The sequence below is a fragment of the Thermaerobacillus caldiproteolyticus genome (assembly GCF_013761245.1).
Lineage (GTDB): Bacteria > Bacillota > Bacilli > Bacillales > Anoxybacillaceae > Thermaerobacillus > Thermaerobacillus caldiproteolyticus.
Map to the genome: position 1 here is coordinate 1 of NZ_JACDUT010000018.1, position 22,660 is coordinate 22,660.

At 39.3% G+C, this 22,660-nt stretch carries 19 protein-coding genes and 2 pseudogenes; 17 read left to right on the forward strand and 4 right to left on the reverse strand.

Going from position 1 to position 22,660, the window contains the following annotated elements; all coding sequences use genetic code 11:
• The first annotated feature begins 531 nt into the window (after positions 1-531).
• The 8 genes and pseudogenes from HNR31_RS17465 (at position 532) to HNR31_RS17495 (ending at position 8,842) form a co-directional block, all read left to right on the forward strand.
• Entirely contained in the window at positions 532-1,296 is a 765-nt protein-coding gene (locus tag HNR31_RS17465; RefSeq protein ID WP_181557463.1) for a hypothetical protein, read from the forward strand.
• 774 nt (positions 1,297-2,070) lie between these two features.
• On the forward strand, positions 2,071-2,856 hold the full coding sequence (locus tag HNR31_RS18470; RefSeq protein WP_220129606.1) for a hypothetical protein: 786 nt from the start codon (positions 2,071-2,073) through the stop codon (positions 2,854-2,856).
• An 11-nt stretch (positions 2,857-2,867) separates the two neighbouring features.
• Entirely contained in the window at positions 2,868-3,554 is a 687-nt protein-coding gene (locus HNR31_RS17470; RefSeq protein ID WP_181557464.1) for an ABC transporter ATP-binding protein, read from the forward strand.
• A 107-nt stretch (positions 3,555-3,661) separates the two neighbouring features.
• A pseudogene (locus HNR31_RS17475) lies at positions 3,662-4,539 on the forward strand (IS982 family transposase).
• Between the two features lie 22 nt (positions 4,540-4,561).
• A complete protein-coding gene (locus tag HNR31_RS17480; RefSeq protein WP_181557465.1) occupies positions 4,562-4,945 on the forward strand; it encodes a hypothetical protein in 384 nt (127 codons plus the stop codon).
• A gap of 404 nt (positions 4,946-5,349) precedes the next feature.
• Positions 5,350-6,123, forward strand: a complete 774-nt coding sequence (locus HNR31_RS17485; RefSeq protein WP_181557466.1) for a MerR family transcriptional regulator — start codon at positions 5,350-5,352, stop codon at positions 6,121-6,123.
• Positions 6,107-7,858, forward strand: coding sequence for an ABC transporter ATP-binding protein (locus HNR31_RS17490; RefSeq protein WP_181557467.1), 1,752 nt, complete (start codon positions 6,107-6,109; stop codon positions 7,856-7,858). The genes HNR31_RS17485 and HNR31_RS17490 overlap by 17 nt, the downstream gene beginning before the upstream one ends.
• A gap of 537 nt (positions 7,859-8,395) precedes the next feature.
• On the forward strand, positions 8,396-8,842 hold the full coding sequence (locus tag HNR31_RS17495; protein WP_258561121.1) for a HEAT repeat domain-containing protein: 447 nt from the start codon (positions 8,396-8,398) through the stop codon (positions 8,840-8,842).
• Between the two features lie 792 nt (positions 8,843-9,634).
• On the opposite strand, the gene HNR31_RS17500 is transcribed toward HNR31_RS17495, so the two are convergent.
• Positions 9,635-10,105, reverse strand: a complete 471-nt coding sequence (locus HNR31_RS17500; protein ID WP_181557469.1) for a carboxymuconolactone decarboxylase family protein — start codon at positions 10,103-10,105, stop codon at positions 9,635-9,637.
• Positions 10,106-10,233: 128 nt separating this feature from the next.
• Between HNR31_RS17500 and HNR31_RS17505 the strand changes: the two genes are divergently transcribed.
• The 4 genes from HNR31_RS17505 to gatB all read left to right on the forward strand — a co-directional run bounded on the left by HNR31_RS17505 (position 10,234) and on the right by gatB (position 14,056).
• The gene (locus HNR31_RS17505) at positions 10,234-10,677 is read left to right on the forward strand and encodes an Lrp/AsnC family transcriptional regulator (protein WP_181557470.1); all 444 of its coding nucleotides are present in this window, start codon (positions 10,234-10,236) and stop codon (positions 10,675-10,677) included.
• Between the two features lie 173 nt (positions 10,678-10,850).
• Positions 10,851-11,141 (forward strand): Asp-tRNA(Asn)/Glu-tRNA(Gln) amidotransferase subunit GatC, encoded by a 291-nt coding sequence (gene gatC, locus HNR31_RS17510; protein WP_181557471.1) that lies wholly within the window; start codon positions 10,851-10,853, stop codon positions 11,139-11,141.
• A gap of 13 nt (positions 11,142-11,154) precedes the next feature.
• On the forward strand, positions 11,155-12,612 hold the full coding sequence (gatA, locus tag HNR31_RS17515) for an Asp-tRNA(Asn)/Glu-tRNA(Gln) amidotransferase subunit GatA (protein WP_181557472.1): 1,458 nt from the start codon (positions 11,155-11,157) through the stop codon (positions 12,610-12,612).
• Between the two features lie 13 nt (positions 12,613-12,625).
• Positions 12,626-14,056: an Asp-tRNA(Asn)/Glu-tRNA(Gln) amidotransferase subunit GatB gene (gene gatB, locus HNR31_RS17520; RefSeq protein ID WP_181557473.1), complete on the forward strand. Its 1,431-nt coding sequence runs from the start codon at positions 12,626-12,628 to the stop codon at positions 14,054-14,056.
• A gap of 369 nt (positions 14,057-14,425) precedes the next feature.
• Here the strand turns inward: gatB and HNR31_RS17525 are convergent, their stop codons facing one another.
• The 3 genes from HNR31_RS17525 to HNR31_RS17535 all read right to left on the reverse strand — a co-directional run bounded on the left by HNR31_RS17525 (position 14,426) and on the right by HNR31_RS17535 (position 17,182).
• Entirely contained in the window at positions 14,426-15,061 is a 636-nt protein-coding gene (locus HNR31_RS17525) for an ABC transporter permease (protein WP_181557474.1), read from the reverse strand.
• Positions 15,062-15,075: 14 nt separating this feature from the next.
• Positions 15,076-16,200: an ABC transporter ATP-binding protein gene (locus HNR31_RS17530; RefSeq protein ID WP_181557475.1), complete on the reverse strand. Its 1,125-nt coding sequence runs from the start codon at positions 16,198-16,200 to the stop codon at positions 15,076-15,078.
• Between the two features lie 79 nt (positions 16,201-16,279).
• Positions 16,280-17,182 (reverse strand): glycine betaine ABC transporter substrate-binding protein, encoded by a 903-nt coding sequence (locus HNR31_RS17535; protein ID WP_181557476.1) that lies wholly within the window; start codon positions 17,180-17,182, stop codon positions 16,280-16,282.
• A gap of 1,114 nt (positions 17,183-18,296) precedes the next feature.
• Between HNR31_RS17535 and HNR31_RS17540 the strand changes: the two genes are divergently transcribed.
• The 5 genes and pseudogenes from HNR31_RS17540 (at position 18,297) to HNR31_RS17560 (ending at position 22,422) form a co-directional block, all read left to right on the forward strand.
• Positions 18,297-19,382, forward strand: a complete 1,086-nt coding sequence (locus HNR31_RS17540; protein WP_181557477.1) for an ABC transporter ATP-binding protein — start codon at positions 18,297-18,299, stop codon at positions 19,380-19,382.
• A complete protein-coding gene (locus tag HNR31_RS17545; RefSeq protein ID WP_181557478.1) occupies positions 19,372-20,163 on the forward strand; it encodes an ABC transporter permease in 792 nt (263 codons plus the stop codon). Before HNR31_RS17540 ends, HNR31_RS17545 begins: the two co-directional genes overlap by 11 nt.
• A gap of 10 nt (positions 20,164-20,173) precedes the next feature.
• Complete coding sequence (locus tag HNR31_RS17550) at positions 20,174-20,977, forward strand: ABC transporter permease (protein ID WP_181557479.1); 804 nt, start codon at positions 20,174-20,176, stop codon at positions 20,975-20,977.
• Positions 20,974-22,047 (forward strand): ABC transporter substrate-binding protein, encoded by a 1,074-nt coding sequence (locus HNR31_RS17555; RefSeq protein ID WP_181557480.1) that lies wholly within the window; start codon positions 20,974-20,976, stop codon positions 22,045-22,047. The genes HNR31_RS17550 and HNR31_RS17555 overlap by 4 nt, the downstream gene beginning before the upstream one ends.
• A gap of 78 nt (positions 22,048-22,125) precedes the next feature.
• A pseudogene (locus HNR31_RS17560) lies at positions 22,126-22,422 on the forward strand (antibiotic biosynthesis monooxygenase family protein).
• Positions 22,423-22,660 lie beyond the last annotated feature (238 nt).

Sequence of the window (22,660 nt, forward strand, 5' to 3'; positions counted from 1 at the left end):
CGGCGTTCCTGTTCTTGAAGACGTTCGATGGTCCAACCATGATTGTTCGTAATTTGTAATCCTTTTTTCTTCATCATTCATCCGCTCCTTTGATTGATCCGTTTAGGAGCAGTATAGACAAGAATAGGCATTGGTTAAACATGTCGGAATTTCAAACTGAATTTATATAATGTTCCGGTTATTGCAGATTTTGAATCAGGTTCCTTAAAAAAAGATAATACTTCATCTGCTGTTAATAACGTTGAAAAAGTTGACGGTGGCCTTGTGTCGTGGATTGAAAATAGTTCAGGCGGCAACATTACTACTAAAGTAAGCTATAGTACACCTTCTCGATATCTATTAGATTATAGCTCCGCTAGTTCCTATGTTGGGAAATCCGTACATCTTAATATTTCAACTCAAACAAATGTTTGGAATTCTGTTTCTACAAAAGGAACATGGAGCCCAGATGAAAGATAATTGAATCAAAGCAAACATAAGTACCTTATTTTATGGTACTTATGTTTGCTTTAAAGGAAAGGATTAGACACTATGAAGAATGGATATTTTGCAATCGAGTTAAAAAGGGCGTTTTTTTCAAGAAACACTTTAATTAGTCAACTATTAATTTTTGCATGTATATTTATAGGCTCTTTTGAGTTTATTTTTCATCAGTACCCAGGTGTAAACGCCATTTATTTATTTATGTACTCACATAGTGAGGGAACGTCAGCAATATTAAGTTTATTATTTCCCGTGTTAGTTTCTTTACCATTTGCTGCTTCTTATGTAACGGATGTTCGCACTGGCTTAATCAACTATATATCTTATAGAATGAGCAGAAAAAAATATTTGCTGATTCGACTGCTGGTAAACGGACTAGTAAGTGGCTATGTGATTGCATCAAGCCTGCTTGTATCGTTTATCATCTTTTTACTGATAAAAAAATTTGATGTGTCGGTTGTAGATACTCTAAATATAATTGTCTTGCGCGGAGTATACGAGTATTCACCGGTTTTATTTGTTTTGATCATGATTTTGAATAGTTTTGTTTGCGGGGTAGTTTTTTCTACTTTAGCGCTTGGCATATCTACATTTATTAATAATCATTATTTAACCATTGTTTTTCCCTTTGCCTTTTATATCATTTCTGGAACTTTGTTATTTCAAATCAACAAATTCTTGAATTCTGCTATGTTATTTGATTTAGAGTATTATCCTGATTTAAAGATTTCATACGTCGTACTTTACGATTTGATATTACTAATCATAGGAGTTGCATTATTTTTTATAGGAGCTGCCAAACATGCGGAGTAATTTGAGCATTAGATTGCTTAATATTCTTTATAGTGGTAAGTTTGTTTATACGATTCTATTGTTCCTCATTATAATTAGTCTATTTCGTTTTCATTCTTTTTTAATGTATAAAGAGGAAAAAAATGTTTTCGATTTATTATTATTTTCATTTCATGATTTTTTCCATGTATTCTTTCTCTCATCATTAATTTATTTAATTAGTATCTTTCCTTTCACCACTTTTCGTTCGTTTGATCAGTACGCAATGATTAAATTCGCCAGCCGCGCCAAATGGTTTTACACTTCTGTTATCAGTATTGGCATTGCAACCTTATTATTTGTTTTAGCGTCGGCTTTCATTTGCATCCTTGAATCATTGTTGACATTGAAATTTGAAAACAGGTGGAGTGAATATGGGGCGGCCGTATATGATTTCTTATTAAAATATAACGATATAAAGCCATCGACGTTGGTGTTATTTAGTCTACTCCTCGTTTATTTATTTTTTCTAACATTGGGAATCACTTTTTTTGTTGCTAACTTAATCGTCCAAAATAATGTAATTAGCTTTATCATCACACTCGGCTTTAATGTTATTAGCATCGTTATATATTTAAGTAAAATCACTTTCTTTTATCCGTTTACATTCACTTATCATGTTTTAGTAGGAAAAATGGGGAGCTCATTTTATAGTCACTTTGTCCAGTCCATAATCTATTGGGGAATGGTTTTGACCCTATTATTTTTTATAGGAATATCGCGGGTGAAAAAGATGGACTTTAGTTGGAGGCAATCATGAAATATTTACGTCTTTTAAGGTATTTTCTTCGTACTTTGTTGTATAAAAGAAATATGATAATCATCCTTTTAACTTTTGTGGTTTTTCATTTTGTGTCATTCAATTTTTATAATTTGCAAAATGCTGGACCTGCCTCTCTTTTAATAACATTTTACTATGGACCTTCTTATTTTAATTTCGATTTGTTAAGATGGTTGCTACATCAAACGCCGATATATGTTTTATGTGGGAATTTTTTAAACAAACAACTTAATGAAAACAACCTTTGGATACTTCCAAGAGTAGGTAATTTTTCTTTATGGTTAAATGGGATGATTTCAGCTAATTTTATATTTATCATTATTTATTATTCGATAGGTTATTCCATTTCAATACTATTATCATACCTAATAAATGGCGGAAAAAGCATAAGTGCTAGTTTAGATTATATTCCTTTTTTGAAAACCTATACTCCCCTAAAACTAATGTTATTTCAATTTGTTTTACTTATCTTGTTGACTTTTTTTAGTAATTTGGTTTCAATATTTGTTAACAATTCAATAGTAGGTTTTAGTATTTCAATTATTTTTATTTTCATATCAGTAGGTTTAATACAAAGTTCACCATATGTGAATAAATGGCTGCCATTTTCACAGGGCGTTCTTGTAGGTAGAAACTTAGAGATCTCTCCGTTTGGGTGGTCATTGATTTACTATTTCATTGTAATTTTTGTGATAATTATGCTCTTTCATTATATATGCTATAAACGTATTGACAATATATTACATAATAATACGCTATAAGGTGGGATATTATGAATGGCCATAATGACAGTGCAGTAAAAATTGTAAATCTTAGTAAGGAGATAAAGGGTCATAAGATTTTAAAAGATATTCATTTAGAAATTAGCAGGGGGAAAATTTGCGGAATCGTGGGTAGGAATGGATCAGGAAAAACCATGCTATTTAAAGTTATAGCCGGACTTATAAGACCCACCTCAGGCATTATTGAAATATTTGGTAACCCAATAACTTCTGGTAAATTCCCTAAAAACATAGGATTGCTATTAGATAAAAATGGCCTACTACCTCATTATTCAGGTCTTGAAAATTTGAAACTATTAGCTTCAATTAATAATATTATTTCACTGGAGGAAATCAAAAAAACCTTGGAAATCGTAGGATTAGATCCTGAAGATAAAAGACCTACAAAATATTATTCTTTAGGGATGAAACAACGACTGGGTATAGCTCAAGCGATTATGGAAAAACCAAGTCTTCTTATTTTAGATGAGCCAATGAATGGACTGGATGAGGACGGTGTAGCAGACATAAGAAATTTAATAAAAAATTTAAAAAGGCAAAATGTAACTATTCTCTTATCTAGTCATAACTCAGAAGACATCAACCTTCTTTGTGATGAGGTTTATAAAATGGACAAGGGATGTTTAAGCGCTTTTAATAATTTAAATGAAAACAACCTTCAAAAATCACCTAAATAAAGAAAACCCGTGGTGCTAGATAAAGACCACGAGACATAAAAACAGCCCTTGCATGGAAGATCCCTTTAAAATGAAAGTGCCAACCTACATTTCAAAGGAGAATCATCATGCAAGAGCATTTTCATTTTACAACAAACAAAGCGAAAATCCAAAAACAATATAACGCCATTTTATCGATCGTATTACACAGTTGTCTTATACCGAACCATATTTGAAGAGACGCAATCGGCACTTGTTGAAGCAAACCGATGATGTGATCATTGCGATTCATGTGCTTGGAAAGTTATTCGGCTTTACATCGGAACGGGCATGGCATCGCTTTGTCGTTGGAAACTTATTAATGGGAAAGTCGTTCCCTGAACCTTCTCGATACAATCGTCGATGCCGTTCTTTATGTTGGGCCATCAAATGGATTCGACATCGACTGGCTAAATGTGGACAATATCACGCGTATGCGGTCGTGGACAGTCTACCAATTGAGTTGTGTCACTATGCACGCGTTTCACGGGTCAAACGATTCCGAGATGTGGCGGATATTGGATATTGCGCTTCCAAGAAGATGTTCTTTTATGGATTTAAGTTACACATCCAGATTACGGACCAGTCGCTTCCTATGGGATATGTGGTCACGGTTGCTTCGTATCATGAGCGAATCGTGGCAGAAGAAGTCATGACTCAACATCCACATCCTTATACGTTAGGGGATAAAGGATACGTCAGTCGACCACTACAAAAGAAGCTTCATCATGAATACGGAATTGCTTTTTGGACACCGTCCCGCAAGAATCAACAGGCTTCTTACTCTAAAGAATGGGAGCAATGGATGTGTCGAAAAAGAAAAATCGCGGAAACCACCTTTTCGGTCCTTGTGGATGTGTTTTGTCTCACTTCGATCCGTACTAACAGCGTCCAAGGGTTTGAAACTGCATTAGACGGTATTTTATTGGCTTACACGCTTGTTGCTCTTGAGCTAGTTGAACAGTAGAGTTCAACTAGCACCAAGGGTTTTGTACAATCCGCTAACATATTCAAAAGGTAATATTGCAGAATATGATAATTATTCTTTTGCAACTTTTAAAAAGCCTATGGTAATGCAAGTGGTTAAATGGGATAACGGTGGTAAACAAAGCTTTTATAATTATGTGACAGATGAGAGAGAGATAAAAAATTTGTTAGAACAATTTGATAATGCCAATAAACTTGAAGACTATAACAGTGAACGATATTTGGCAGAAATACCTTTTGATGAAAGAGGAGCAGAATATAACATTATATTTAGACAGGTAGAGCGATGGGATGAAAACAACGTTGCTCGTGGTAGAATTCTCATTTTACTTTTTATGAGAGTAATGATGTTTTTGAAGTCTCTGGTGTTCATTTTTATGAATTAAAGGAAAGTTTTAAAGAGGATATTTTAAACGCTTTATCGGATGAAGGAAAGTGGTTAACTAATTAAAGTTACTTATTATGCTTTAGTTTAAAAAAGAGTATCATTAAAAACGACAAGCTTGGGAAATTCCCCAAGCTCTTTTTGTGCGAATGGTACTGTGAATTCATTTGTTATTTAATTTGTGATTTACAGAAAGAAACACTTTGCTTTTTATCATTTTGCACCTCACAAGTAAACCCGTTATGCATAAACAGGGAGTTTTTTTGTGTATTGGTAAGCTTTCTTGAATTTTTCAGTTGCTTGTTGTAATTACGTAGATTTGAAAAAATGGTAACAACTGAAACATTTTTATTGATCCTAACGTTACGTGAAGATTTATGATCGTGTCAGAAGGGGGTGAGAACGATGAAAAAGGTATATCCAATCGGCGAGTTTGCGAAAAAAACGGGTCAAACAATACGAACGCTTCACTATTATGACGAAATAGGGATTTTGAAGCCGTCGCATGTATCGAGTTCTGGACGCCGATTTTACAGTGAAGATGAGATCATTACATTACAAAAGATTGTGGCCTTGAAGTTTCTTGGCTTTTCCCTTGACGAAATTAAACGTTTTATGCAAGAAGAGAAATGGGACTTAAAAGAATCACTTGCTTTTCAAAAGAGGCTTTTGCTGCAAAAGCGTGAACATATTGACCGCATCATAAAGGCAGTGACGCATGCCCAGTACCTTGCCGAAGAACAAGAGAAGATGGATCCGGATATATTTAGTTTGCTTATTAACTCCATCCAAATGGAGAATCAACAGAAAGAATGGCTGAAACAATTTATGCCGGATGAAGTAGTGGAAAAAATATTTGATATTAGCGAAGAAAAACAGTTGGAATATGAGAAGAAGCTGCTTGGAATTTTCGAAAAGCTAAAAGAATACTATGGAAAAGATCCGAGTGATAATGCTGTGCAATCGTTAATTGAAGAACTTTTCTCTATTGCCAAAGACGTTGCAAAAGAAGTTTTTGGTGAATATTTATCACTATTTCATTTGAAAGAGGATGAATTCGCTGAAGAGCCTATGCTGTTCCTATCTCCTTTTTCCAAAGAAGAAGAGGAATGGGTGGCAAAAGCGGTGGAAATATTTTTAGCGAAAGAAGGAGTAGATTTGAGTGGAGAAGAATCGTGATATGCCGATAGACAATTGGAAAACTTTCTGGGAGTTAATCAAGAACACGAATCCACCAAAATGGATTTTTGTCACTGCTATTACTCTTAGTTTGATTGAGACAGGAGTTGGACTCATTGTACCATGGTTTACTAAAGATCTTGTTGACCGGATCGCTGCATCTGCGATAGAACCATCTATTATTATTTTACTTGCTGCTTCGTTTATTGTGCAAACGATCGCTTCCGGCTTTTCGTACTATTTCCTCACCTATATTGGAGAATATGTGGTGGCGGCGATTCGTAAAAAGCTTTGGAATCAAGTTTTATTATTGCCTGTTCCTTTTTTCGATAAGCATCAATCTGGAGAAACGATGAGCCGAATTACTCAAGATACCAACACGGTAAAAATGCTAATCACCCAACATTTAGTTACGTTTCTGACTGGATTCATTTCGGTTGGAGGGGCTGTTAGTATTCTCCTTATTATCGACTGGAAAATGACTATTATGATGGTGACGGCTGTTCCAATTTCGCTCCTCATACTCTGGCCGCTTGGACAAAAAATGTACCAAGTTTCAAAAGCTACCCAGGATGAAATGGCCAGTTTTTCAGCGAACCTTGGCAGAGTGTTATCCGATATTCGTCTTGTAAAAGCTTATTGTGCAGAGAAAGAGGAACAAAAAAACGGGGAACAAGGAATTTTTCATTTATTTCAATTCGGTCTAAAAGAAGCGAGAATACAGGCTGTCATTTCCCCTTTTATGACATTTGTGATGATGCTCGTTTTAGTCATTTTAATCGGTTATGGCGGCGTTCGTGTAGCCTCAGGCACACTTTCATCCGGCTCTCTTGTCGCTATCATTATTTACATGGTTCAAATCGTTGTTCCTTTTAGTCAGATGGCTGTATTTTTCACCTCATTTCAAAAGGCAATGGGCGCAACAGAACGAATCCAAAGTATTTTATCCTTAGAGAAAGAACCAAGTGACAGCTTGCCTGCGGTGCAAAACCATGAGCAAGACATCCATTTTCGAAATGTTTCCTTTTCTTATAAAAAAGGAGAGCCTGTGCTCAAACAAGTAACGCTCACTATTCCTTCGGGAAAAACAACGGCTATTGTTGGTCCGAGCGGCGGCGGAAAAACGACATTGTTTGCTTTGTTAGAGAGATTTTACACACCCGATGAAGGAGAAATATTGCTTGGGGAAACCAATATTGAAGATTTTCACTTACATTCATGGCGCAGTCAAATCAGTTATGTCTCTCAAGAAAGCCCAATGATGTCAGGCACGATACGCGACAATATTTGTTATGGGCTAAATAGAGACGTGTCCGATGAAGAAATAGAACGAGCAGCCAAACTGGCAAATGCAGCGGAATTTATCGATCGGCTTCCAAAAGGATATTTGACGGAAGTGGGGGAACGGGGAATCAAATTATCAGGCGGACAGCGGCAGAGAATCGCCATTGCCCGCGCTCTTATACGCAATCCAAAAATTCTTCTCCTTGATGAAGCAACCTCAAACCTAGACAGCTCATCGGAAGTTCTTGTTCAAAAGGCCCTGCAGCGGCTAATGGAAGGAAGAACAACGCTTGTCATTGCCCATCGGCTCTCAACCGTTGTCAATGCAGACCAAATCGTTGTATTAGAGAATGGGACCATCACTGGCGTCGGAACACATAACGAATTGCTGCAAACCCATCCGCTCTACAGAGAACTGGCCGAACAACAACTACAAACAATATCGGAATAGACACAAAATAAAATTCTTTTTGGGGCCGTTGCCGTCTGGAGAGGATTGCTTCGATTTGGTATTTGGCTGTTGTCAGCTCTGATGGCAAACTTGGCAAATCTGTTACTGAAGGGCATTTCAAATTTCGATTTTCTCAGGGTGTTGTACGGTTTACCCGTCCTTTTTGCCCTTTCCTTGTGGCAGGTAGGAGCTTCCTGCACCCGTGGACATAAACTCCGTTCTAAATTGCTCTTTTGGTTTTCGCTGATTGGGTGGCACCAAGTAAGTGGTACGGAAGTGAAAGACTATGTCAACGGCAAGGAATATACAGGAGACCCGTCGAATATAATCTTAGATGCTCATGAGGAATTTGTCTTGCAAATTGGTCCTTCCTGGATAACCCCTCCTAGTTCCTATAAATTTTCACCGAACTTCTAAGAAGCTAGATGAAAATGATTAAAAAGAAAGGAATGTGAAAATATGGATCCAAAAGATTTGATGAAAAAAGAAACAAACGCTCTCACCTCTTACGTGCAAGCGTTGGGAAAAAGGGAGTCGATGTGGGAGGCCGCTAAAGCGCTCATCAAACAGGGAGATGCGTCAGTGCCTGCATTAGTCGAAGGGTTAAGGGACCCTGATCACAATGTACGGTCAATTTCTGCTGTTGTGCTCGGGGAACTTGGGCCTGTTGCGTCGCAAGCGGTCTCTGAGCTTATTCAATTCTTGAAAGATGGCAATCAGGAGGCACGCATGTCCGCTGCCTTGTCCCTGATGAGGATCGGTCCAGCTGCGGAGGAAGCACTTGAACAGTGCCTAAAAAATGAGGATAAGGAGGTACAGTTTTGGGCAGCTTGGGCGTTAGTCATGAACAATCCGACCAAGCTACATGCTCTCCCGATCTTGCAAGAAGGATGGAACAACAGCAACGACAAATATAAACATCTGGCGGCGGCGGAAGCTTTGTTCAAAGCGATGAATCGCAAGATGGACGAACTAAAAGAATAAACTTGGGATGGAATAGAAAGTGGAATTTACTTTAAACATTCAACTTCTCAATCATAAAAACGTATTCCTTCTTGTAAACGTATGAAATGAAGGCACAAGCGGTTGAAAGAAGTGAAAAGATATTTGTGCGGAAAAACTGGAAAGCATCAATACTGAGATAATGTCTCCAGTCATAACGACTGGTTTTTTATTTGGACTTAAATCATATAATGATATCATTTTGGGACCATATTGAGAAAGGAGAAAAACGGATGAGGAAAGTTATGCTTGCTGATGGCAGAAAAATGGGGACTAGCTATTAAGTTGTGAGATTGTTTATTATGAAAATCGAACAAAAAGGTGAGGTTATCTAAAGAGTTTTCCTGCTCATCAAGATATTGTCTATTCGATTCTGGGACTTGTGATTGTCGCGGTGAAATGTCATATATATGGATTTGGTAGGCTAACCGACGAAGAAGTAGTGACTTGGTGATGCTTTTGCAGAAAATCCGCAAAGCGCAGTGCGAGTCTGCTGTTTCTACAACGAAGGCTTCATATATGGATGGGACTGCGTGCGAGTTTGGTTGTTCGTCCCGTTCTTTTGCACGCAAGGGAAAAGATGAATAGTGAGGGACATTGATCAAATAAAAATAACGATCAAAAGTTAGAGTTCCTGTGAAATATTGCTTTACTTTCCATACGTCTGTTACAGACTGAAAAGCTAGTAATTTTAACGATCGACATTCTTCAGATGTGACTAAATATGGAACACCCCTCTTTTCCATAGGAGAGAGGGGGTCTTTGGAATGAACATTAGCCTCGTGAACAAAAGTCGTACAAATCTAAACTGACGATTATTTTATGAAAGCTGTCAAATAGATTAATGAGACCTAATAAGTGGATGAGCTGTTCATCGGTGAAATGATGTCGTAATTCTTCGACATCTTGATCGGTAATGGACCGTGGTGATACTCGATATCGTTCAATGAACAAAAATAGCTGTTGCTCAAGCGCTGAAAAATGTGAGAAGTCATTGTTTCGAAAGGCTTCGGCAATTTGTGTGTTCAACTCTTCATTTTCAATATATGAAAGGCTCATACAAGTCATACAACCGTTGATATGGGCTAAATACAACCGGATTTTTTCTTTAATCTCTTTGGGCAATAGACGGTCATTCCATAAAAAGTGATAAAGCTTGTCATAAAGCGATTTTAATGCTGGGGCTTTTGATAATGCTTTTTCAAAGTTCGTTCCTTCGCGTTCTGGAAGTACAATACGCGGCATGCTCAATCCTCCTTTCAGTTGATTATTTTCATTTTATTAAATAAGATCGCTCAACTCCATTTCTTATGAAATTTATTTATGATAATATCATTTACAAATGAAACATAATTTTTGAATGGAGGATTCAAATGAAAATAGATGAGATTGACCGACGTATTTTACTAGAGTTATTGAAAGATTCAAGATTATCTATGAGAGAATTGGCGAAAAAGGTAAATCTCTCAGCCCCCTCTGTGGCGGAACGAGTCAGGAAACTAGAAAGCGAAGGAATTATCGAAGGATATACGCTGGATATTAACTATAAAAAATTAGGATTAGGGATTGAATGCTTAGTAGAGGTCACCCTTAAAAACGGAGAGTATGAACGGTTTAAAAAGTTTATAGAGCGCGATTCGCGCGCCGTTTTTTGTTATCGCATCGCGGGAAGGGCTTGTTATATGGTAAAACTGCGTCTGGCAGCGTTACATGAATTAGAAGAATTTATTAACGAAGTAATCAATTATGCCGAGACCGTTTCCCATATTATTTTGTCGGAAGTAAAAATGAAAAATAGTTCTTTAGAGCAGTTATAAAAGTTTAACATAATCCGAGTGTGTTTGTAGATTTCCCGCTGGAAAGGCTGGCATAACGAATTTGAACACCTGCTGGCTTTCAACAAATCCCATTGTCAATGTTGCTTCAATGGTCGAAAGTTTGGTATCATCTATTATATTGTGAAAGGTCGAAACTCTCGGAGGTGAAAAGGATGTCAAGAATTTCGATTGAACAAGTCAAGCATGTAGCGCATTTGGCGCGTTTAGCGATTACTGATGAAGAAGCGGAAATGTTTACAAAGCAATTAGACGCGATTATTACATTTGCCGAGCAATTAAACGAATTAGACACAGAAAACGTTCCGCCAACATCACACGTGCTTGATATGAAAAACGTCATGCGCGAAGATGTGCCGACACCGGGAATTCCTCGTGAGGAAGCATTGAAAAACGCACCAGATCATCAAGACGGGCAGTTCCGTGTACCGGCGATTTTAGAGTAAGGAGGGGAAGCAAATGTCATTGTTTGACCATAAAATATCGGAACTCCATCATATGTTACATAAAAAAGAAATTTCTGTTTCTGATTTAGTCGATGAATCATTTAAACGCATTGCGGAAGTAGAAGACAAAGTACAAGCGTTTTTAACATTAGATGAAGAAAATGCGCGGGCTAAAGCGAAAAAACTAGATGAAAAACTAGCTACAGAAAACGAATTTGGCTTGCTTTTTGGCATGCCGATCGGCATTAAAGACAACATTGTTACAAAAGGACTTCGCACGACGTGTGCAAGTAAAATTCTCTACAACTTTGACCCGATTTACGACGCAACGGTCATGCAGCGTTTGCATGAAGCGGATGCGATTACCGTTGGAAAACTAAACATGGACGAGTTTGCGATGGGTTCTTCTACAGAAAACTCCGGTTTTCAATTGACTCGTAACCCTTGGGATCTTGAACGCGTACCGGGCGGTTCCAGCGGTGGTTCTGCGGCAGCGGTCGCGGCAGGAGAAGTTCCGTTTGCCTTAGGTTCTGACACGGGTGGCTCTATTCGCCAACCAGCGGCATTTTGCGGTGTTGTCGGCTTAAAACCGACATACGGACGCGTGTCTCGTTTTGGGCTTGTCGCGTTTGCGTCTTCACTTGACCAAATCGGACCGATTACACGTACAGTTGAAGATAACGCATATCTTCTACAAGTGATCGCAGGTCTTGACCCAATGGACTCTACATCTGCGAACGTCGATGTTCCTGATTATGTATCCGCGTTAACAGGTGACATTAAAGGCTTAAAAATTGCCGTGCCAAAAGAATATTTAGGCGAAGGAGTATCTGAAGAAGTTCGTCAATCTGTATTGGATGCATTAAAAGTATTAGAAGGGCTTGGCGCAACATGGGAAGAAGTATCGCTCCCACATTCGAAGTATGCCCTTGCCACTTACTATTTATTAGCATCTTCGGAAGCATCCGCGAACCTTGCGCGCTTTGATGGTGTTCGCTACGGTTATCGTACGGACAATGCGAAAAACTTAATTGATATGTACAAACAAACGCGCAGCGAAGGTTTCGGTAACGAAGTAAAACGCCGTATTATGCTTGGAACTTTCGCGTTAAGCTCCGGTTACTACGACGCTTACTACAAAAAAGCGCAAAAAGTGCGGACATTAATTAAACAAGACTTTGAAAAAGTGTTTGAAAAATACGATGTCATCATCGGACCAACGACGCCAACCCCGGCATTCAAAATCGGTGAAAAAACAAGCGATCCGTTAACGATGTATGCAAATGATATTTTAACGATTCCGGTCAACCTTGCCGGTGTTCCAGGTATTTCAATTCCATGCGGATTCGTTGATGGCTTGCCGGTAGGATTACAAATCATCGGCAAACATTTTGACGAAAGCACGATTTATCGCGTTGCTCATGCGTTTGAGCAAGCAACCGACTATCATAAACAAAAACCAGCATTGTAAGGGGGTAAGAAGGATGAACTTTGAAATGGTCATCGGACTTGAAGTCCACGTCGAATTGAAAACAAAGTCAAAAATTTTCTCAAGCAGTCCAACCGACTTCGGAGCACCCCCAAACACACAAACGAACGTCATTGATTTAGGCTACCCAGGGGTTCTCCCTGTGTTAAACAAACAAGCGGTGGAATTTGCGATGAAAGCGGCGATGGCATTAAACTGCGAAATCGCTACATATACAAAATTCGACCGGAAAAACTATTTTTATCCGGACAACCCGAAGGCATATCAAATTTCGCAATATGACCAGCCAATCGGTAAAAACGGTTGGATTGAAATCGAAGTGAACGGCAAAAAGAAAAAAATCGGCATTACGCGCATTCATCTTGAAGAAGATGCTGGAAAATTAACGCATACAGGCGACGGTTATTCATTAGTCGACTTCAACCGTCAAGGTACGCCACTCATTGAGATTGTTTCTGAACCGGATATCCGCTCACCGGAAGAAGCGTATGCATATTTGGAAAAACTAAAATCTATTATTCAATATACCGGCGTATCCGATTGTAAAATGGAAGAAGGTTCGCTTCGCTGCGATGCGAACATTTCTCTTCGTCCAATCGGTTCTGATAAGTTCGGGACAAAAACAGAATTGAAAAACTTAAACTCATTCAACTTCGTCCGTGCCGGTCTTGAATATGAAGCGAAACGCCAAGAGAAAGTCCTTCTTTCCGGCGGAGTCATCCAACAAGAAACGCGCCGCTTTGACGAAGCAACAAAAACAACCATTTTGATGCGCGTAAAAGAAGGTTCAGAAGACTATCGCTACTTCCCTGAACCAGACCTTGTTGCTCTTTACATTGACGAAGAGTGGAAAGAACGTGTTCGTGCGACAATTCCAGAGCTTCCAGATCAGCGGAAAAAACGTTACATTGAGGAACTCGGCTTGCCGGAGTATGACGCTAAAGTCTTAACATTGACAAAAGAGATGGCTGATTTCTTTGAAGCGACAGTGGCAAATGGGGCTGATCCGAAACTGGCGTCTAACTGGCTCATGGTCGAAGTATCCGGATATTTGAATGCTGAGCAAAAAGAGCTTCATGATATCGCTCTAACACCGGAAAGTTTAGCGGGAATGATTAAGCTCATTCAAAACGGTACGATTTCTTCTAAAATTGCGAAGAAAGTGTTTAAAGAGCTTGTCGAAAAAGGCGGAGACCCAGAACAAATCGTCAAAGAAAAAGGTCTTGTCCAAATCTCTGACGAAGCTACATTGCGTAAAATCGTTCTTGAGGTGCTTGATGCGAACCCACAATCCATCGAAGACTTCAAAAACGGAAAAGACCGCGCGATTGGCTTCTTAGTCGGTCAAATTATGAAGGCAACAAAAGGACAAGCGAACCCGCCGCTTGTGAATAAGTTATTAAGAGAAGAAATTGAGAAACGATAAAAACTATGCTGGCTGCTTTACAAGCAGTCAGCATAGTTTTTTAGTATAACCTTTTGAATTTGTCTAGCTTCAGGTGCCAGTGGCTCGAGATCGCTTCGATTCCACATGACGGTGTCGACAGACTCGCAGTGTGAGTTTCCAGTCTTGTTACCGGTAGGTGGCTGCCTTGTACTTTTCTTATCAATGATGAAGAAGTATAGATATAAAGCGAAGTGAAAGTGAATTTCGCAACAAAGCTATCTGTGAGGATTCATAACGATGATCGCATTCATATCATTGATCGTTCTGGATTTCTTAAAAATCGATTTTGATTTCAGATTCGAAAAACAAAAAAGAAGGAACACAACATCCTTCCTTATGATTACAACATTAAGGCTTTAACCCTTTCGGTGTCACTTTTTCTTCTACTTTACGCAATGCGAGATCGAATAAAATGGCTAAAATCGCAGCTGGGATCGCTCCAGCTAAAATTAAGTTTTTATCCGCTACACGCAACCCTCTATCAATCAAGTCGCCTAAGCCGCCGGCTCCAATGAAGGTAGCCAGCGCGGCAACACCGATAGTTAATACCGTAGCTGTCCGAACTCCTGCCATAATAATCGGTAAAGAAAGAGGGAGCTCCACCATCCATAAAATTTGCCGAGAAGTCATTCCCATTCCTTTTCCCGCTTCCACAAGGGCAGGGTCTACCCCGAGGATGCCTGTGTACGTATTTCTCAAAATAGGAAGCAGCGCGTATAAGGTAAGCGCAATAATAGCAGGAGGTTTTCCAATTCCAAAAATCGGCAACATAAATCCTAACAACGCAAGACTTGGAATCGTTTGGACAATTGCGGTAATCCCGATAATCGGTTCAGCGAGTTTTTTATTTCTTGTTAATGCAATGCCTAATGGAACAGCAATGATGATGGCAATCGCCATCGCAATCCCCGACAATAGCACATGTTCTTGAAAAGCAATCCAGATATCATTTTTCCGCTCGATAAAGGTGTTCAGCAATTCCATTTTTGATCCTTCCTTCACTGTTTGTTAAAATTCCATTCTGCCAATCCCCGCATCATACTAGATCGTGTAATGACTCCAACTAATTTGTTATCATCTAGTACTGGGATGGCGCTGACATCTTTATTTTGAAAAATCTCAGCTACACTTGTGACATCAGCGTCCTTTGTTAGTGTCGTCACATTGAAATCAACAATATCGACCAATAACAACTCTTCATTTTTGTAGTGTTTCTCTAATTCTTTTAATGTCACGACACCAAGAAAGGTTCGGTTTTTGTTTGTAATCATTAAACTATCTACTTTCTTTTCTTTCATTAAGCGAAACGCTTCCGCTAATCCTCGTTTTGGAGACGATGTGACTACCGAAGAAAACATTAAATCTTCCGCAGTCGGAACAAGCGTGTGATCTTGCTTGAGTCGGTTTTCTCCGATAAAACCGCGTACAAAGTCATTGGCTGGACGGCGTAAAATTTTATCAGGCGTATCAAATTGAATTATTTCCCCATCTTTCATAATTGCGATCCGATTGGCGATTTTAATCGCTTCATCCATATCATGTGTAACGAACACAATTGTCTTTTGAATTTCTTCCTGAAGTCTCACAATATCGTCTTGTAACTGTTCGCGGCTGATTGGGTCAAGGGCGCTGAACGGTTCATCCATTAAAATAATGTCCGGCTCCGCTGCTAGTGCTCGAATGACGCCGACTCGTTGCTGTTGTCCTCCGCTCAATTCCGATGGATAGCGGTGTTTAAATGTCGGAGGATCTAAGCCAACGAGGTCCAGTAACTCATCGACTCGTTTTAAATAGGAAGCTGGTTCCCATTTTTTTAACTTTGGAACAAGAGCAATATTTTGCTCGATAGTCATGTGTGGGAACAATCCTATTTGTTGAATGACATAACCGATGTTGCGTCGGAGTTCGACAGGGTCTACCCTCGAAATATCTTGCCCATCAATATAAATCTTTCCTGATGTTGGTTCTGTGAGGCGGTTAATCATTCGCATTGTTGTTGTTTTCCCGCATCCACTCGGTCCGATTAACGTTACTAATTCCCCGTTTTTGATTTCAAGATTAATATTTTTCAACGCAACAAAACCATCATCGTATTGTTTTTGCACATTTTCAAATCGAATCATGTTCATATTCCCTCGTTTCTTCTTCATGTCATTGGAAAAACAGCTGTGTATTCAGAAGCGCACAGCTGAAACGGTTCTCTTAATCGATTAATCCTTCTGATTTAAGGAAATCAATGGCTGCTTGTTTTGGATTTTTCCCTTCGATGCTCACTTGTGCATTTAGTTCCATCATTTTTTCGTCCGATAAAACGCCTGATAATTTATTTAACGTATCTTCTAATCCAGGATTGGCATCCAACACTTCTTGACGAATAATCGGAGCTGCGTAGTATGGTGGGAAAAAGTTTTTGTCATCCTTTAATACCGTTAATCCAAACTGTTTAATTCTTGCGTCCGTCGAATACGCAGTAATGACGTCAATATCGCCGTTCTTTGCCGCTTCGTACTGCAGGTCAGGATCAATATTCGTCGTTTTTTTGAAATGGAAATGATACGTATCCACTAATGCATCGAATCCATCACTTCGTTCGAAAAACTCAGCGTCAGAGCCGAACACTAAGTGGTTCGATTTTTTCGCTAAGTCTGAGTATGTTTTCACTCCAAGTTGATCGGCCAGATCTTTTCGCAAAGCGAGCGTATAGGTGTTATTAAACCCTAACGGTTTGAGCCATGTAATATTAAATTTTTCTTTATATCCGTTTTTCGTTGCTTCGTAGATTTCATCCGGGGTCTGATCCGGATCGTATTGATTTTTCAGTATGTTCAAATACCCTGTACCAGTATATTCAGCATACAAATCAACATCTCCTTTTTTGATCGCCTCATGTAACATAAAGGCGCCTCCTAAACTATCCTTTACTTCTACGTCTAAGTCCGTATTTGCTTTTAAATATTCTGCTAAAATGTGTGTGAGAATCACTTGTTCGGTGAATTTCTTTCCGGTAACGACAATTTTCCCTTTTTCCACCTTATCGCCAGAATGACAGGCTGTTAGTGAGAAAAGTAAAAAAGCTGATAGAAATAATGAAAAAATGTTCTTCAATTGTTTTCCTCCTTAAATCATCAAAGTTAAGACTCCATGCAGGAACCTAGGGATGTAAGAAGCTTCTGATCACCAATTTTATAGTACATTCATTGTTTTTCAGAAATGAAGTTATCGAGTGGTATTATCGCTGGTGGATATATCCAATTTTACGGGCACAGTTATTAAAAGGAGTTTGGTGCAGAAATGTGGCTACTTGCGGGAATTTGAAAGTGTCACAAAAACATTATAACCTTAGATGGAATCAGTTTACAAATTTGGTATGAATCGATATTCATAGATATTTGGGGATTTGACAGGAGCATTTGGATTATCCTTTCAAATATTAATGAATGCTCCCAGATCCTCTAGAATCCTCCCAATGTAGCCGAAAAGGGATGAAATGAAAACTCCCCTTTATTCGCATTATAAAAGTCTTTTTCATTTAATAAATAAGCTGGTGCTAACAGGAAAATGACGAAAGGAACCGTACGATCTCGAGTGTCAGTGAATGATCGATATTTAGATTGCTTTTTGCATGATATAAGTAAAACGATACGGATGCAATGATGCTGTTTCTTCATATTATGCGTTTTTGAAACAGAATGAGGAGTTTCGCAATGATACGGAAGATGACCTGTAACAAGATTTAGACTTATATTGTCAAATGGCGAATGTTATGCACAAGACATCGAAGCGTTGCTGATTTTTATCTTAACTATAAGGAATTGAAACCAACCAAGAATCCGGAAGAACTTGTTCCGGCAACACGATTTGTATCTTAACTATGAGAAACTGAACTCATATCAGCTCTTTCAAGTCGCTGTTGCGGTGTGTGGATTTTCTCTTAACTACAAGCTGCCCGTTTGTTTGCAAGTGGTGACATTTCTTCGCCGCGATTGCTTTACCCGCTCCCTTGTTGTTCCGTTTTTGTGTTGGGGAGTGGTTTTTTATGTTTGACATTTTTCGAAATTTTCAATTGCACTTTCCACTCTGCCATGTTCTAATAGTGATGATAGGAAGCCTATGGCTTTACGATCATTGGAATCAATTTTCATTGTATGAACATTCAAATGGCAGATAGAAGGTGCGATGAAAGCCATCATGATATTTCTTTCAACGAGAGGTGGGGCTTATGTCGAAAGATGTCATTATTCGTTTTGAGCATGTGACGAAGCAGTATGACGGTCTTGTTGTGTTGGATGATGTGAGTTTTGAAATTGAACGGGGGAAATTTTATACACTGCTTGGTCCGTCTGGGTGTGGGAAGACGACGATTCTTCGACTTATTGCTGGATTCATCGAGCCGACGAAGGGAACGATTTATTTTAATGGGAAAAATATCAACCATGTTCCTGCGAATAAGCGCCAGGTGAACACGGTGTTTCAAGATTACGCGTTATTTCCCCATTTAAATGTGTTTGAGAACGTTGCCTTTGGTTTGCGTGTGAAAAAAATGAAATATGCCGATATTCAAGAGAAAGTGGCTGAAGCGCTTCGTTTTGTCAATTTAGAGGGCTATGAACATCGAGAAATTCGCGAAATGTCTGGTGGCCAGCGGCAGCGGGTGGCGATTGCGCGGGCGATTGTCAATGAGCCAGAAGTGCTTCTTCTTGATGAGCCACTGTCAGCTCTTGATTTGAAACTTCGGACAGAAATGCAGTATGAATTGCGTGAATTACAGCGCCGTCTAGGGATTACGTTCATCTTTGTTACCCATGATCAAGAGGAAGCATTGGCGATGTCGGACCAAATTTTTGTGCTACATAAAGGAAAAATTCAACAAAGCGGTACACCGAAAGATATTTACGATGAACCAGTGAATCGGTTTGTTGCTGATTTTATTGGGGAGTCGAATATTCTTCCGGGAACGATGATTGCGGATTTTCTTGTTGAATTTGCGGGAAAACGTTTTGAGTGTGTCGATCAAGGGTTCTACCCGAATGAGCCTGTTGAAGTTGTGATTCGCCCGGAAGACTTGGAAATTACGACACGTGATCAAGGGAAACTGCAAGTTCGTGTAGATTCTCAATTGTTCCGTGGAGTTCATTATGAACTTTGTTGTTATGACCAACATGGAAATGAATGGCTTGTCCACTCAACGAAAAAAGCAGAAGTAGGAGAGGAAATCGGACTTTATTTTGAGCCAGAAGCGATTCATGTGATGCGTGTAAGTGAAGCGCAAGAAGTATCTGATGGTGAGGGTTCCGATGAAACATAATACACGCAATGTTTATCTCATTCCATATGTACTATGGATTGTCTTATTTGTCGTGGCACCGATTTTGCTTATTCTCTACTATTCTTTTTTCGATATTGAGGGGCAGTGGACCATAGCGAATTATAAAAAGTTTTTTACGCCGATTTATTTAAAAATGACGTTCAGTTCTTTTTGGTATGCGTTTTTGATTACAGTGTTTTCCTTGCTTATTGCGTATCCAACGGCTTACTTGTTAACGAAAACAAAACATAAACAGTTATGGCTTTTGTTGATTATTTTGCCGACATGGGTGAATTTGTTGTTGAAGGTGTATGCGTTTCTTGGAATTTTTGGGACGTATGGACTTGCCAATGCGGTGCTAGAAGCACTTGGAGTCGGCACGAAACAAATTTTATTTACTGATTTTAGCTTTGTATTTGTGTCTGTTTATATTTTTATTCCTTTTATGGTGCTGCCGATTTTTAATGCACTTGAGGAATTGAATCCGTCGCTTGTCGATGCGGCACGGGATCTTGGTGCTTCCGCTTGGACAACATTCCGGCGGGTGGTTTTTCCGCTGACTATCGATGGTGTGAAAGCGGGATGCCAAGCGGTTTTTATTCCGGCGTTGTCGTTATTTATGATCACACGTTTAATAGCTGGCAATCGCGTGATTACGCTTGGTACGGCGATCGAAGAGCATTTTCTTGTTACCCAGGACTGGGGGATGGGAGCGACGATTGCAGTATTCTTAATTATTGCCATGGCGATTGTCGTCATTATAACGGGAAATCGGAAGTGAGGGACGAAGTATGAAACGAAAGGTAAAATGGGACAATCTGTATTTAATTATTATGTTTGTCATCTTGTACACTCCGATTTTCTATTTAATCTACTATTCGTTTAATAGCGGAGGGACGATGCATCATTTTCAAGGATTTACTCTTGAATGGTACAAGGAAGTATTTCAAGATACCCGCTTACTGATTATCGTGTTAAATACATTCGTGATTGCCCTTTTGGCATCAGCCATTTCTACCATTCTTGGAGTGATGGGTGCCCTTGCTATTTATTATGTAAAAAAGCGGAGAATGAAAAATCTTCTTCTTACTCTCAATAATGTTCTCATTGTAAGCCCCGATGTCATCATCGGTGCATCGTTCTTGATTTTATTTACTATCATAGGTATTCAGCTTGGATTTACGTCTGTCCTGTTGTCGCATATTGCCTTTAGCGTGCCGATCGTCGTCTTAATGGTGTTGCCAAAACTGCAAGAAATGAGTCCGACCTTGATTGATGCCGCGCGCGATTTAGGGGCGAATCAATGGAATGTGTTGACCAAAGTCATTTTGCCGTTTATTACGCCAGGGATTTTTGCCGGCTTTTTTATGGCGTTGACGTATTCGCTTGATGACTTTGCGGTGACGTTTTTTGTGACGGGAAACGGATTTTCAACATTGTCAGTGGAAATTTACTCGCGGGCACGCCAAGGGATTTCACTTTCGATTAACGCGTTGTCAACCCTTCTGTTCTTGTTTACTGTTCTTCTTGTGGTCGGCTACTACTTCATTAGTCAAAGAAGCAGCCGTTTGTACGGAATGGGGGGAAGAAAATGAAAAAGCTCGTGCAACTATTTGCAGCTGTTTTCGTAACAGCATTCGCCCTTATGTATATTGCCTTCCATCTCAATAAAGCGGAAGGATATTCCGGGCATCATACTTTAACGATTTACAACTGGGGGGATTATATCGATCCGAAGCTGATTAAAAAGTTTGAAAAACAGACTGGCATGAAAGTCATTTATCAAACATTTGATTCGAACGAAGCGATGATGGCAAAAATCGCTCAAGGGGGAACGACATTTGATGTAGCGGTTCCTTCTGAATATGCGGTTAGTAAAATGAAGGAAGAGGGATTACTCGTTCCGCTTGACCATTCAAAGCTACCAAACTTGAAATATATCAATCCTCGTTTTTTACACTTATCATTTGATCCGAATAATACGTATTCCGTTCCGTATTTTTGGGGTACCGTCGGTATTGTCTATAATCGTGACATGCTTGGCGGGAAAAAAATTACAAGTTGGAATGACTTATGGGACAAGGATTTACGCAATCAAATTTTACTTGTAGACGGCGCGCGTGAAGTCATTGGCATGGGGCTTAACAGTCTTCATTATTCGTTAAACGACACGAACAAAGCGCATTTACGGGAAGCAAAACGCAAACTGGATACGCTGACGCCAAACATTAAAGCCATTGTCGGGGACGAAATTAAAATGCTGATCGCCAATGAAGAAGCAGCTGTCGGTGTGGTTTGGTCCGGCGATGCGGCCGAGATGATAGCAGAAAATGAAAAGCTGGATTACGTCGTGCCGAAGGAAGGATCGAATTTATGGTTTGATAACATGGTCATTCCAAAGACGGCGAAGAACATCGAAGGGGCCCATCAATTCATCAACTTTATGCTTGATCCAAAAAACGCAGCGCAAAATGCCGAATATGTCGGCTATTCTACGCCAAACGAAAAGGCGCTTGAGTATTTGCCGAAAGAGATTACTGATGATAAGCGATTCTATCCCGATTTTACCTCCATTGGCAACTTAGAAGTGTATGAAAATTTAGGAAAACGAATGCTCGCTTACTACAATGAGTTATTTCTTGAATTTAAAATGCATCGGAAATAAGTGAGGAAGGTTTTGAAAAAACGGCAGGAAACATCGGTATTTTTCGTAGTTTTCCATGGTGAAAAAGGAGGAGATTCAATGATTTTAGAAGCTGTCATGTTACAAGTCAGAGAAGGGATGGAAGAAGAGTACGAGAAGACATTCAAGAAAGCATCAAGCATTATTTCAAAGATGAAAGGGTATATTCACCACGAACTCCAACGCTGTATAGAACAAAAAGGAAAATATCTTCTTCTTATATAGTGGGAAACGCTTGAAGACCATACAGTTGGTTTTCGTCAATCACCAGATTACCAAGAGTGGAAAGCTTTATTGCATCACTTCTATGATCCATCTCCAACAGTAGAGCATTTCCAACGAGTAGACCTCTCATGAAAATTTTAACATGTTTTTCGCAAATCCTCCCTTCTTCAGACGATGTGCAGGCAGGAGCGAGGCGTTAACTAACATGTTAGGGGGCAGAGTCCTTCAAAACTGTTAAAAAGTGACCTAAAAGGCAAAGAATGTATGGATGTCCACTGCTTTCTTTTTGGTTGTTTCCATAATAAAGCCCCCTCGCTGTTACGCAAGGGGGAGGGAATCTATATAAAAAGGGGGGTTATAGAGTACAAGG